The organism is Frankia sp. AgB1.9, assembly GCF_016786355.1.
Lineage (GTDB): Bacteria > Actinomycetota > Actinomycetes > Frankiales > Frankiaceae > Pseudofrankia.
This window is the reverse complement of the sequence record NZ_JADWYX010000104.1, coordinates 20,594-33,477: the sequence shown is the minus strand read 5'-3', so window position 1 is coordinate 33,477 and position 12,884 is coordinate 20,594. Positions and strand designations below refer to the sequence as shown.

Genomic DNA, 12,884 nt, shown 5'->3' with positions numbered 1-12,884 from the left:
CGATGGCGGTCTACCTGCCCGTCATCACCGCGCTGCTGGCCCACCAGACGATCGCCCGCGGCTCCCTCACGGTCGCCCGGGCGCGCGGCGCGCGGCGGGGCGGGCGGGACCGGGCGCGGCGGCCCCGCGCCCGCGGAGGACGACGGGCCCGGGGACGAGGCGCGGTGAGCTACACCGCGCTCGCGGTCGCCGGGGTGGTGCTGGCGGTGACGGCGGACGTGAGGGTGTTCCGGGTGCGGCTGGTGCGCCGGAAGGCGTTCTGGACCGCCTACGCGATCATCGTCGGCTGCCAGCTGGCCGCGAACGGGGTGCTCACAGGGTTCGGCGTCGTGCGCTACGACCCGGGCACGATCCTCGGCCCGAGGCTGGTCTTCGCGCCCGTCGAGGACCTGCTCTTCGGCTTCGCGCTGGTCCTGTGGACGCTCGACTGGTGGGTCTGGTGGGGCCGGCGCGCGTTCGGGCGCTGACCCACGGCGTGGCCGGCGGCGGGCGCTGGACCCGGCACCGGCCACGAGTCGGCTCAGGCCGAGGGGCGGTTGCCCTGCATGTCCGCGTTGGTGGCGGCCTTGGCGACCAGGTCGGGGATGACCTCGCCGAGCTCGCCCGGCTCCCACTTGCCCTGCCGGTCCACCGACGGGCCGTTCACCCAGCCCTCGGCGACGCTGATGAAACCGCCGGCGACCGAGAACACCCGCCCGGTGACGGCGTTCGACTGCGGCGAGCCGAGCCACACGACCAGCGGCGAGATGTTCTCCGGGCCGAGCGGGTTCCAGGCCTCGTCCTGGCTGGCCTCCCTGGCGTCCTCGTCCTGCTTCTTGACGAAGCCGAGGTCCTCGGTCATCCGGGTCAGCGCGGTCGGCGCGATCGCGTTCACGGTGACCCCGTAGCGGCTCAGCTCCATCGCGGCGATGACGGTGAACGCTGCGATGCCGGCCTTGGCGGCGCCGTAGTTCGTCTGCCCTACGTTGCCGAAGATGCCCGACGGCGACGAGGTGTTGATGATGCGGGCGTCGTTGACCTCGCCGGCCTTGGACCGGTCCCGCCAGTAGGCGGCGGCGTGGTGCGCCGGGCCGAAGGTGCCCTTCAGGTGCACCTTGATGACGGCGTCCCACTCGGCCTCGGTCATGTTCGTCAGCATCCGGTCGCGCAGGATGCCGGCGTTGTTGACCACCACGTCCAGGCCGCCGAACGTGTCGACCGCCGTCTGGACCAGGGACAGGCTGCCGTCCCAGCTGGAGATGTCCTCGGTGTGCGCGACCGCCTCGCCGCCGGCTGCCCTGATCTCCTCGGCGACGGCCTGGGCCGGGCCGGCGGAGGCACCGGAGCCGTCCCGGGAGCCGCCCAGGTCGTTGACGACGACCCTCGCGCCCTCGGCGGCGAACGCGAGTGCGTGCTGGCGGCCGATGCCGCCGCCCGCCCCGGTGATGACGACGATGCGCCCCTCGCAGATCCCGCTCATGCCCGGACTCCCTCAGTCACGTGTCTTCTGTTCCATCTCTCGCTAGGTACCGATCATGCGCCCGGACGGCTGGCGGCCGAGCGCTGCGCCGGCCCGCGGACCGCTGCGCCGGGCGGTAGGCGGCCGTGTCATCGTGTCGCGCCGTGCGGTCACGGGCCAGCGAAGGGGAAGTGACCTTGGTCGTCCCGGGCCGTCCCGATGTGCGTGTGGGCGTCCGGGTAGGCAGGATGGACCGCGGCGCATCCCGTGGGGTCGCGCGGCCGGTCTGCCGGCTGCGGGATCCACCGGCGCACGGGGCTCTCGCCGCGTTCCGCCCAGGTGGGACCGGCCGAGGGCAGGTGTGCCGTGATGCTGGATCGAGACCAGATTCGGACGGGTGCCGTGCAGGAGAGTGACTTCACCGAGGTTTTGGCCTCGGTACGACGGTTCGTGCAGGAGCGGGTCGTGCCGCTCGAGCCGGAGATCGAGGAGACGGACGCGATGCCCGCCTCGCTGCGGACCGACGCGGCCGAGATGGGCCTGTTCGGGTTCGCGATCCCCGAGATCTACGGCGGGCTCGGTCTGTCGATGAGCGAGGAGGTCCGGCTCGTCTACGAGCTGGGCTACACCACGCCGTCGTTCCGGTCGATGTTCGGGACCAACAACGGGATCGCGGGTCACGTCCTGCTGGAGGGCGCGACCGAGGAGCAGAAGAAGACCTGGCTGCCGAAGGTGGCCTCCGGCGAGTGGACCGCGTCGTTCGCGCTGACCGAGTCCGGCGCCGGGTCCGACCCGGCCGGCCTGACCACGGCCGCCGTCCGCGATGGCGACGAGTGGGTGATCAACGGCTCCAAGCGGTTCATCACCAACGCGCCGCTCGCCGACGTCTTCATGGTCTTCGCGCGCACCGACCCGGACGCCGCGTCCAGCCGTGGCATCAGCACGTTCATGGTCGAGAAGGGCACGCCGGGCCTGTCGGTGGGGCCGCGCGACCACAAGATGGGCCAGGCCGGCGCCTGGACCGCGGACGTGTACTTCGACAACGTCCGGGTGCCCTCGTCGGTGCTGATCGGCGGCGAGGCCGGCGTCGGCCGCGGCTACGCGACCGCGATGCGCTGCCTCGCGCACGGCCGCATCCACATCGCCGCGCTGTGTGTCGGCATGAGCCAGCGGCTGGTGGACGAGTCCGTCGCCTACGCGGCGACCCGCGAGCAGGGCGGCGGGGTGATCGGTTCCCACCAGCTCATCCAGGGGCTGATCGCCGACTCGGCGACCGACCTCTACGCCGCGCGGGCGCTGGTGTCCGACGTCGCGGCGAAGTTCGACGACGGGAGCGACAAGCGGATCGGCCCGTCGTGCGCGAAGTACTTCGCGTCCGAGGCGGTCGGGCGCATCGCCGACCGCGCGGTCCAGATCCACGGCGGCTCGGGCTACATCCGGGGCGTGCCGGTCGAGCGCTTCTACCGGGACGCGCGGCTGTTCCGCATCTACGAGGGCACCAGTCAGATCCAGCAGATCGTCATCGCCCGGGGCCTGCTCGCCCAGGCCGGCGGCTGACCGCCCGGCCGTCGTCGAGCGCCGCGCCGCGGGCCTGCCTGGCGGGGCAGGCCCGCGGACGCGGCAGCACGCGGTCCGCCGCCCTCAGGCCGGCAGGACGAAGGTGGCCTCACCGCGCAGGTGGGCGCCGCCGGTCTGGCGGGTGACGAGCAGGGCCAGGTCGACGAGCTGTTGGCCGGCCTCCTCGCGTAGCGCGGTGACGGTCGCGGTGTAGGTGAGCACGTCGCCCGGCCAGACCTGCTCGCGGAACTGGACCGTGAAGCGGCGCAGGTTCGCCGCGCCGAGCCAGTCCGTCACGTAGGTGCCGAGGATGCCGGCCTGCAGCATGCCGACCGCGAACACCGTCGGGAAGCCGGCGGCGCGGGCGAACTCCTCGTCGTGGTGGATCGGGTTCAGGTCGCCGGAGACGCCCTGGTAGCGGACGAAGTCGGTGCGGGTCAGCGGGCTGTCGACGAACGGCGCCGGCCCGGCTCCGACGGCTAAGTCGGTGTGCGCCAAGTCGGTGTGCGCCCGAGCGTGCCGGTCCGCGGTGGCGGCGGCCGGCGTCATCGGTCGGTCTCCTGGCCGGCCAGGGCCGGCGGCTGGCTGGTGACGATGAAGGTCTTCCGCAGGTCGGCGACGGGGCGCCCGTCCGGGGTGCGGAACTCGTGGACGACCTCGATGAACCGCATCGAGCCGCCGCGCCGGCCCTCCTTGACGTAGTCGGCGCAGATCCGGGCCCGGGCGACGAGCCGGGCGCCGGCGCGCGGCGGCTCGCCGTGGAAGACGAACTCCTGGCCGCCGTCCAGCACCCGGCCGAGCTCGATGTCCTTGCCGCCGTCGATCTCGTCCCAGGGGAAGCCCGTGCCGGCGGACCAGAGAGCTGACGTCGCGAGGAAGGTGGCGGGGGAGACCGGCCGTTCGGCCGCCAGATAGTCGGGATTGCTCGACTTGGTCGCTCGGGCGAACTCGCGGATCTTGCCGAGCTCGACCTCCATGGTGTATCCGGGGCCGGGCATTCAGGGCTCCTTCCCGCGCCGCGCGGTGCCCGGCTGCCGGGTCGCGGCCAGGCCGGGTGGGGGCGCGAGGCGATCCGACGGGCCCTGGATGGTCGGGACCCGCCAGGTTGGTGACCGACCGGTCGGCCGGGATCGAGTCATGCCAGGCTGCCATGGAGTTGGCCCGAATGCACCGAGATCGCCTACGTGGCCGCGAAACCACGCGTTGACGCGGCGGACATCCACCGTTGACCGCGGGACGTCCGGGGCCGGGCGCGGGTGGCGCGAGTCACGAAGCGTCCGACCAGGCCAGACGCCCCAACGCCCGGCCGACACGCCGAACGATGGTCACAGAAACGAGCAATCCGCCCACGGTGCGCCGGGAGCGCCCCTAGGGTTGGCGGCGATGGAGCAACGATCGGCGGGGGAGCGGCAGCGCGTCGGGGGCCTCAACCGGCGCGGCAACGCCGTTGGCAGTGACAGTCCGACGAGCCGGACCGATCCGGGCGGAAGGTTCGGTACGGAGGGCGTCCGCGCGATGGGCGCACGGACCGGCCCGCACTCGGTGCCACTCGCGATGCGCTCCGACCCCGGGTCGGATCCGGCGCCCGGGCGGCACCGGTCACCCTGGGGGCGCTCGGGCCGGATCCTGCCGATCCGGTGGGGCCGGATCGTCGTCGGCTGCCTGGTGGCCCTCGGCGTCGTCGTCGGGATCCTCGGCTTCGCGCTGGTCAGCCGGGGCGGCCACGGCGGGCGCGCCGACACCGCGAGCTCCGGCTCGACGGGCCGCCAGCCGGGCGCCAGCAACCCGGTCGCCGTCGTGGCGCCGTCGCCGGCGCAGGGCGGGGCCCCGGCCGGTGAGACCGGCGGCGTCGCCAGTCCGGCCCCAGGGGTCCAGGAGGTCCTCCCCGGCCAGCTGTCGTCCGCGCCACCGCCGCCGACGTCACCGCCCAGCGCGGCCGTCAAGGTCACCCAACCGGGCCCGCGCCCCGCCGGCCCGGTGCTCACCCTCGGCCGGACCAGCGTCGATCTCGGGTCCGTCGACTCGACCGACAGCGTCGACCTGACCGCCACGGGCACCACGGCCGTCGATGTCCGGATCGGCGGCGGCCTCCCGTCCTGGCTCACGGCGGTCCCGCGGACCACCCACCTCGACCCCGGTTTCCGGACCGAGCTGGTGATCACCCTGGACCGGTCGGCGGCCCCGGTGGGTCAGATCAGCGTCCCGATCAGCGTGACGGTCGCGACGGGCAGCGGCGGCGGCACCATCCAGGTCACCGGCGCGGTCACCGCCGGCCCGAAGATCCTCTCCGTGACCCCGCCCGCGCTGCGTCCGCAGGCCTGCGCCACCGACCAGGCGCCCGCCACCGGTCCGCTGACGGTGCAGGTCCAGGACGCGATCGGCATGGCCGGGGGAACCGTCACGGTCACCACCGCCGACGGCACGACGACGCTCAGCCTCCAGCTCGCCACGTCGACCGACGACCAGTCCACCTGGACCGCGTCACTCGGCCCGGCGCCCGCCGGCACCCTGGGCTACACCATCACCGTCAAGGACCTGAACAGCCGGACCGCCTCCCAGCAGGGCTCGTTCACCGTCGCGGCCTGTTAGCCGGGCTGCAGGCCTCCCGATCACCCGGCCGGCTCGACCGAACCGTAGCTGCGGCTAGCGCCGCGACCCACCGACGTTCGCCCGTCGCCTTGATCGCCGCTTTCGCCTCCTGGTGGCTACGAAACGGGCCCGGCAACGACCACCAGAGGGCCGAAACGGTGATCAAGGCGACGGGCTGACCTTGGCGGGTCACGGTGCCGGCTGGGCTGGGCCGGCGGCGACTCCTCGCGGGTCTGGCGAGCGCCTGGGTGAGGCCGGTTGGCGGGCCTTCAGCGCCGGACCGATGGTTTCCAGCGTGGAACGGTCAACTATTCAGGCCTTATGTTGTGGTCCTCCGGTGCGCTGTGTGGAAACGTTGACGGGGGCGTCCCCGATAGCCTGGAAAAGCCGATCGAGGCTTGTCTGGATCCGGACGAGGTGCGACCATCCAAGGAGAGTGCCGCCTGGTACCCCCCGAGCCAGGCGGCACTCTCATGCGAAGGCAAGTCCCTGTCGCCCAAGGCTTCCCGCGCCGCGGACCGGCTTCGTCGGTGGCCGGCCGCGCCCCCTGCGGACTGGCCGCGACTTTGACGCGAACGCCGGATCACGCCAGATTCGGTCCTTGAGAGTTATTGCTCGGGCAATGATTGCCTGTCAATTCGGGACTCGATTAGACCTCTTTCCCCGTGGATCGTCCGTGCCATCCAGCGTGAGCGTGAGGACGGTTCTATTCCGCCATCCACGACCGCCTCCGCATCGTCCCCCGACCCGTCAGGTGAGCCAACCTCTCGCGGGTCACAACGATGTCGTGTGGTCGGTGGCGGTCACGGTCGACGGGCGCACCCTCGCCACCGCCGGCGCCGACCAGCCGGCGCGACCGTGGAAGCTCCGGTGATCAGCTACTGGGGAGTGGGACAAGTGCCTGGAACTGTTGGCTCCCGCTAGGCGGGTACCAGGGTCCGATTTGTATCGCCGGTACTAGGCTTTGTGGTCATGGCCTCCGTGTCTTTGTCCAAGGGCGGCAACGTCTCGCTGAGCAAGGCCGCACCGAACCTGACCGCAGTCACCGTCGGCCTGGGCTGGCAGGTGCGCCAGACGTCGGGGGCGGCGTATGACCTCGACGCCTCCGCGATCGTGCTGGACGACCGAGGCCGCGTGCTGTCCGACCAGTACTTCGTCTTCTTCAACAACCTGATCAGCCCGGACGGCAGCGTGCAGCATCTGGGCGACAACCTGGTCGGCGGCGGCGGGGGTGACGACGAGCAGATCACCATCGACCTGCGCACCCTGAACGCGCAGGCCTCGAAGGTCGTGTTCGCCGTGTCGATCTACGAGGCCGAGGTGCGGCGCCAGACCTTCGGCCAGGTGCGGGACGCGTTCATCCGCGTCAGCGACTCCGCGTCGGGCCTGGAGATCGCCCGGTACGACCTCACCGAGGACGCGTCGACGGAGACCGCGATGCTGTTCGGCGAGCTGTACCGGTACGGCGGCGAGTGGAAGTTCCGCGCGGTCGGCCAGGGCTACGCCTCCGGCCTGCGTGGCATCGCGGTCGACTTCGGCGTCAACGTCGCCTGAGACCGGGCGGCTCGTGACTGGCCGGCGGGCGCCGGCCGGCAGCCGACCGGCTCGCCTGACAGCCAAGGCCGCCTGACAGCCAAGGCCGCCTGACGGCCAAGCCTGCCTGCCGAGCCTGGACCGTCTGACGGCAAGGCCGCCAGGCGGCCGAGGCCGCTGACGGGCCGGGTCGTCTGACGGTCTGGGCTGCCGTGGGTCTCGGCCGTCCGAAGAGCTCGGTCGCCTGACGACCCTCATCGTTTTACCGGGCCGTCCGATTACCGGTTCTTTACTGTCCTTTCTCTGACGGCTTCTTTGCCGAAAACGGGAAAGTCATTCGGCGAAATCGCCGGTAGCGTCCAGTCCGACAGAAAGCCGGGTGGTCCTTCGTGGCCGCGCGGTCGGTGACGGCCCCGCTCGCGGGGGGCCGGCCGGGTGGATTGGGGAGCTCCCGTGGCGGACAGGGTGGCGCCGGCGGAGGTGGCGCGGGCGGCGCAGGCCCGCGGCCTCGGCCGGCTGGAGAGCTGGCACACGCCGGGCTGGTCGGCGGTCGTCCCGCCCGTCCTGGGCGTCGGCATGATCGCGTTCGGCGTCATATTGTGCGTCGCCGACCTGACGGTGCTGGCCACGGTGCTCGGGGTGCTGTTCGTGGGCGCCGGCGGCGTCCTGATCCAGGTGGGCGTGAAGGCCGTCGAGTGGACCTATGTGCACGAGGGCGGACTTGTCGCCCGGTCCTTGACGAGGAGAACACCCCGGGCGTTTGCCTGGTCGGACGTCGTCCATCTCGGCAGTTCCTGGACGAAGCGGTATGTGAACGGCTCCTATACCGGAATGTATGGCAGCTACGTGTTCCACCTGCCGCAGGGCCGCCGGATTTCGTTGACGTTCAACGCGGCCCCGCGTGACGTCGACAAGCTTCCCCGGCACGTCGAGGGCAGGATCGCCGCCCAGCAGCTTCCGAGCAGGATCGCCTGGCTGCGCGCCGGGCAGGATGTCGATTTCGGCGCCTTCACGCTGGGCCCGGCGGGGATCAGCGTCGACGGCCGGGACCTGACCTGGCCCGGGATCGCCGCCGCCGACGTCACGAAGGGCGTGCTGACCATCACCGCTCGGTCGGGCGGGACGCTGCTGGCGAGACCGGTGAAGAAGGTGCTCGACTTCCAGGTCTTCTTCTGGCTGTTCGAGCGGGTGGTCGGCCAGCCCAGCTGGCAGCACGCGCTGGCCCAGCTGGAGCCGACGCGCGAGGCGTCGTGAGCGGGCCCGGCCCTCGCCGCCCGCTAGCCGGGCCGCGGACGCGAGGCCCGGGGGTTGCCGCTCCGTGCCGACCTCCGGGCCTCGCCTACCTCCGGTGCGGCCCGGGCGCCGGCCTCGTCCGTGCCGGGAACGGGCCGATCAGCGGAAGCGGTCGACGAACGGGAGCCGGGACCCCGGCTCAGCCAGCCGGCGCACGACCCGGGGACGGTGGCCGACGACCATGACCCGGATCGTGCGGGTGTTCGCGTCGACCCGGTAGAGGATGCGCCAGTGGTGCTCGGTCGCCTCGAACATCGTCGACGACGGGGTCGCGCCCTGCTCGCCGTGGTTGCGGGCCGTCTTGGCCGTCTGCTCGCCGAGTGGCCGGCCGGCCTTGTACGGATCCCGGAGCAGCGCGCCGTCCAGGAACCGCCGGACGTCGACGGCGACCAGTTCGGGCAGCCGCTCGAGGTCCTTCTGCGCCGACGGGGCGAGCACGATCCGGAACTTCTCGCTCACGCCCCGGCCATTCCGAACGGTGCCGGCGCGCGTCGCGCCTCGGCGGGGGGAACAGACACGAGCCGATCATAGGTGAATCAGGCCCTTTCGGTCCGCGTCCTGGCCGAGAGCACGGCCGCGGCCGCACCCTGCCCGGGGCACGGGTTCCCACGCCGGACCCGGCGCTAGGCGTAGGCGGCGCGGACGGTGGCCGGCGTCAGATCACCGATGTGCTCGACCCGGACAGCGGCGAGCGCGACCGCCTCGGCCGACGGCGGGAAGTGCGGGTTCGGGACGACGACCACCGGCATGCCGGCGGCGGCAGCGGCACGCACGCCGTTCGTCGAGTCCTCCACGGCGACGCACCGGCTCGCCTCGATGCCGAGCCGGCGGGCGGCCTCCAGGTAGACGTCCGGCGCGGGCTTGCCCCGGGCGACCTCCTCGGAGGAGACGAACGTCCGGAACGCGTCGGCGAGCCCGGCGGCGCGCAGCACCCGCTCGATGATCACCCGTGGCGACGACGACGCGACGGCCAGCGGCAGCCGGGCGGCGAGCGCCCGCACGGCGTCGACCGCCCCGTCGATGAGCGGCGGCGCCTCGCCGTACCGCTCGCCGAGCCGGCGCAGCACCTCGTCGGCCACCTCGTCGGCCGTCATCCCGATGCCCAGCCCGACCAGGTAGGCGGCCCACTCCGGCGTCGACATGCCCATCATCGCCCGGGTGCTGTCCGGCAGCCAGGTCCCGCCGCGCTCGGCGACCAGCCGTCTGCGGATCTCATCCCAGACCTGCTCGGAGTCGATCAGCACACCGTCGAGATCGAAGATCACCGCGGACGGGCCGCCGGAGCGCCCGCCCGTCTCGCCGCCGTCCGCCGCCACGCCGTCCGCCGTCATGGCTCCATCGTCGCGCCTCGGCCCACCTGGCGGGCTGACGGCCGGGCGGCCCGTGGACCGGATGGGCCGTGGGCCGGGCGAGCCGGCTACCAGCCGACGAGCGGAGCCTCGATCTTGGGACAGGTGTCCATGACGACCCGCAGGCCGGCCCGCTCGGCGCGGGCCGCCGCCGCCTCGTCGCGCACGCCCAGTTGCAGCCAGACGCCCTTGGCCCCGGCGGCGATCGCGTCGTCGACCACCGGGCCGGCGAGCTCCGAGCGGACGAACACGTCCACGACGTCGACCGGGAACGGGATGTCGGTCACCGTCGCGTAGCCCTGCTCGCCGGCGATCGTCGGCTTCGACGGATGCACCGGGATCACCCGCTTGCCGTGCTCCCGCAGGTACTGCGCGATCTGGTAGGCGACCCGGCTCGTGTTGGTCGACAGCCCGACGACCGCCCAGGTGTGGGTGTCGGCCAGCATCCCGCGGACTGTCTCGTCGTCTCCGTAACGCATGTCCGGGGCAACCACCGCGGCCGGCCGCGTCATCCCACGCGCCGCGCCGTCCAGCCGCCCGGGTGGGAGCGGCCGGGGTCAGGTCGGTGCCGGAGAGTCAGCCGAGCCGGCGGGGCGGCGGCGGGTCGGGCCGCCGGGACAGGACGAACTGGCGGATCGCGAGGGCCGCGGCGGGCGGAAAGAGGACCAGTACCGGCAGCAGGTAGCGGTAGTCGAAGCAGACCGTCGCCGACGGGACGACGAGCACCGTGACGCCCAGGGCGACCAGCAGCGCGCAGTCGGCGCTGAGCCGTCGGCGCTCGGCGACGACCGGGTCCTGGTTGGCCCGGCGGTGCTTGCGCGCGGCGCGCCGTTCGGCCCGCCGGGACGGGAGGGAGGGGCCGTCGCCGCGCCGCGCCGGCCCGCCGTCGCCCTGCGTCCGGGCGGTGGTCGCCGGGTCGGCGATGAAGGGCTCGCTGAGCCCGAGGGCCGCCAAGCCCTCCAACGCGGGCCTGGTGGCGCGCCGGGGGCCTGGCCCGGGTTCGGCGTAGGACGCGGTCGCGACGACCGCTGGCGGCCCGTCCAGCGCCCACGGCCGGCGCAGCCCCCGGCCGGACAGGCGGGGGCGCGGGAGGCCGAGGCCGGTCGCGACGAGGGCGAGCACGACGAGAACCGCGAGCAGCGGGCCTGGCGTGTAGGCGAACCGCTGGTAGGCGCGCAGCCAGCCGGCCGCGGGCTCGTTGATCACCCGGGCCGGGTGCCCGCCGTCGAGGTCGAGCAGCGGCACGCTGGTGTGCCAGTAGTACGGCGGGTCCGCGGTCGGGAACTGCCACGAGCCGACCGGCCAGTCGCGGTAGCCGGTGCTCCGGCCGGGCAGGAAGTAGTGCCCGACGTCGGCGGCGACCATCCGGGCGTAGTCCGCCGGCTGGCGCAGGATCACCTGGTGGGCGAAGTCCGCCATCACCGCGTTCTTGTGCTGCTCGCTGCCCGTCAGCTGGAACCGGGGGCTGGTGTCGGCCCAGACGTAGTAGTTCGGGCCGGGCCGGGCTGCCGGCGAGTGCGGCGAGCAGAGGCCGAGCTGCTCCGTCGTCAGGTCCAGCCTGGAGCAGTCCGCGATCGGCGCGACCCTGCCGTACAGCCAGGCGGAGTCGCCCCCGGTCAGTGTGTAGCTGCCGTGGTAGCTGTGGAACCAGCCCGCGTAGGCCGCCAGCGGCGCGGCGAGGACCACCGAGAACGCCGCGAGCCGCAGCCAGCCCATCCGCCGGACCAGCACGTAGGCCAGCGCCAGCACGCCGAGCACGACACCGAGGGTCCGTACCAGCCCGGCCCCGGCGAGCAGCCCGCCGGCCAGCCCACACGCGAGTACCGACGGCCGCGGCGACCAGAGCAGCGCCACCAGGGCAGCGACCAGCAGCGCCAGGAAGAGCGTCTCCGCCATGACGAAGTGCTCGATGTCGAGCTGGTAGGCGTCCAGCAGCACCGGAGCGGTGGCCAGCGCCGCGACCACCGGGTGGGCCCGGCGGCGCACCAGCAGCGCGTACAGCGCCACGGCGATGGCCAGCCCGGCGACGTGCTGGACGGCCGGCACCAAGACGAGGTGGCCCGTGCCGCCGAGCAGTCCCACGTCGCCGAGCAGTCGCAGCAGCAGCGGGTAGCCGGCGGGCCGCATCGGGTCCGGCCGCGACAGGTGGGCGAGCGTCAGGTACGCGTAGGAGTCCCCGGAGAACTCGAACGCCGGCCGGTAGGCGTACATCACCAGCACCCGCAGGGCCGCGCCGACGGCGAGCAGGATCGCGAACAGCCAGTGCCGCCGCGCGCCAGTCCCCAGCCGAGCCCACATCGGGCGGCGTGGGCCGGCCAGCGGCCCGTCGCCCGCCGGGGCGCCGACGGCCGTCCTGGGGAGGGCCGTCACGCCCAGCAGCGTGGGCTCGTCGCCTGTCGGGCCGTCACGCGTCGCCGCCGCGCGGGCGTCGTGCCCGTCCGGGCCCGTCGCCACGGCGTCGGTGGTCATTGCGGGCCCTCCACCGTTCTCCCCGCCGAGGACCGTCGTCCCCGGGCCGACCCACGCGTCCGCGCGTCTCGATCACGTCCCCATGACCGCCCGTCACCAGGTGGCGCGCTCCCACCTCGGCGGCGGCCGTGGCGTGTCGTAGGGCGGCAGGTCGGTAACCTACCGTCGGCGCGCGGCGCGACCAATCGGTGCGGCCCGCCTTGTGCTCGCGATGTTCTTCTGGCGGTTTGGCCTGGTTTCTCCCGCGGCCCGGCCGGCCGTGCCCTGACCAGCGAAAGAACGGGGCGGCGCCGGCCGTCGGCGGCGAGCCGCTCAGGCTGGGCTGTCGGGTTCGCGTCACGTCGCGGGCGAGGCGGCGGTGTCGCCACCTTCGCTGTGGTCCCGCCGTTGGCTACGCACAGTAGTCAATCGACGGTCACTGTCGGGTCTACGGACACCCTCGGTGAGGGCTGGCCGAGCGTCCGGTACCCCTCTTTAAGCCAGTTTGGAACCCACCATGCAAACACGCCGGGGGCGCAGGCAGCAGGTCGTTGTGACGGCTCTAACCGGTAGGCGTAACGTCTGTTGCCTGTGCAGGTGAGTTCTTCAGAGCTGGCGGCGAGGGTGGGCGCCGCTAGCGGCGACTCCTCAGCCGCCGCTGCCTCTGCCCATCGCTC

Annotated in this window: 12 protein-coding genes; 5 read left to right on the top strand and 7 right to left on the bottom strand. The window is 73.2% G+C overall.

Annotated features, from left to right (window positions below):
* Positions 1 to 164: 164 nt before the first annotated feature.
* The gene (locus tag I6A60_RS44245) at positions 165 to 467 is read left to right on the top strand and encodes a lycopene cyclase domain-containing protein (RefSeq protein ID WP_203013355.1); all 303 of its coding nucleotides are present in this window, start codon (positions 165 to 167) and stop codon (positions 465 to 467) included.
* A gap of 53 nt (positions 468 to 520) precedes the next feature.
* On the opposite strand, the gene I6A60_RS31180 is transcribed toward I6A60_RS44245, so the two are convergent.
* Positions 521 to 1,459 carry an SDR family oxidoreductase gene (locus I6A60_RS31180; protein ID WP_203013358.1) on the bottom strand — a complete coding sequence of 313 codons (939 nt, stop codon included), beginning with the start codon at positions 1,457 to 1,459 and terminating at the stop codon, positions 521 to 523.
* Positions 1,460 to 1,807: 348 nt separating this feature from the next.
* Between I6A60_RS31180 and I6A60_RS31175 the strand changes: the two genes are divergently transcribed.
* Positions 1,808 to 2,995: an acyl-CoA dehydrogenase family protein gene (locus I6A60_RS31175; RefSeq protein WP_203013379.1), complete on the top strand. Its 1,188-nt coding sequence runs from the start codon at positions 1,808 to 1,810 to the stop codon at positions 2,993 to 2,995.
* Between the two features lie 84 nt (positions 2,996 to 3,079).
* On the opposite strand, the gene I6A60_RS31170 is transcribed toward I6A60_RS31175, so the two are convergent.
* The gene (locus I6A60_RS31170; RefSeq protein WP_203023803.1) at positions 3,080 to 3,544 is read right to left on the bottom strand and encodes a MaoC/PaaZ C-terminal domain-containing protein; all 465 of its coding nucleotides are present in this window, start codon (positions 3,542 to 3,544) and stop codon (positions 3,080 to 3,082) included.
* Positions 3,541 to 3,993, bottom strand: coding sequence for a MaoC family dehydratase N-terminal domain-containing protein (locus tag I6A60_RS31165; protein WP_203023802.1), 453 nt, complete (start codon positions 3,991 to 3,993; stop codon positions 3,541 to 3,543). The genes I6A60_RS31170 and I6A60_RS31165 overlap by 4 nt, the downstream gene beginning before the upstream one ends.
* A gap of 517 nt (positions 3,994 to 4,510) precedes the next feature.
* On the opposite strand from I6A60_RS31165, the gene I6A60_RS31160 reads away from it, so the two are divergent.
* From I6A60_RS31160 to I6A60_RS31150, 3 genes are all read left to right on the top strand, one after another.
* Complete coding sequence (locus tag I6A60_RS31160) at positions 4,511 to 5,584, top strand: hypothetical protein (RefSeq protein ID WP_238436629.1); 1,074 nt, start codon at positions 4,511 to 4,513, stop codon at positions 5,582 to 5,584.
* 972 nt (positions 5,585 to 6,556) lie between these two features.
* On the top strand, positions 6,557 to 7,138 hold the full coding sequence (locus I6A60_RS31155; protein WP_203023800.1) for a TerD family protein: 582 nt from the start codon (positions 6,557 to 6,559) through the stop codon (positions 7,136 to 7,138).
* 432 nt (positions 7,139 to 7,570) lie between these two features.
* Positions 7,571 to 8,371, top strand: coding sequence for a DUF6585 family protein (locus tag I6A60_RS31150; protein ID WP_203023799.1), 801 nt, complete (start codon positions 7,571 to 7,573; stop codon positions 8,369 to 8,371).
* Between the two features lie 138 nt (positions 8,372 to 8,509).
* Here I6A60_RS31150 and I6A60_RS31145 read toward each other — a convergent pair whose 3' ends face one another.
* The 4 genes from I6A60_RS31145 to I6A60_RS31130 all read right to left on the bottom strand — a co-directional run bounded on the left by I6A60_RS31145 (position 8,510) and on the right by I6A60_RS31130 (position 12,228).
* Positions 8,510 to 8,869, bottom strand: coding sequence for a type II toxin-antitoxin system RelE/ParE family toxin (locus tag I6A60_RS31145; RefSeq protein ID WP_013423015.1), 360 nt, complete (start codon positions 8,867 to 8,869; stop codon positions 8,510 to 8,512).
* Between the two features lie 164 nt (positions 8,870 to 9,033).
* Entirely contained in the window at positions 9,034 to 9,741 is a 708-nt protein-coding gene (locus I6A60_RS31140; RefSeq protein ID WP_203023798.1) for an HAD family phosphatase, read from the bottom strand.
* Between the two features lie 86 nt (positions 9,742 to 9,827).
* On the bottom strand, positions 9,828 to 10,238 hold the full coding sequence (locus I6A60_RS31135; RefSeq protein WP_238436628.1) for a CoA-binding protein: 411 nt from the start codon (positions 10,236 to 10,238) through the stop codon (positions 9,828 to 9,830).
* A 97-nt stretch (positions 10,239 to 10,335) separates the two neighbouring features.
* The gene (locus tag I6A60_RS31130; RefSeq protein ID WP_203042777.1) at positions 10,336 to 12,228 is read right to left on the bottom strand and encodes a hypothetical protein; all 1,893 of its coding nucleotides are present in this window, start codon (positions 12,226 to 12,228) and stop codon (positions 10,336 to 10,338) included.
* Positions 12,229 to 12,884 lie beyond the last annotated feature (656 nt).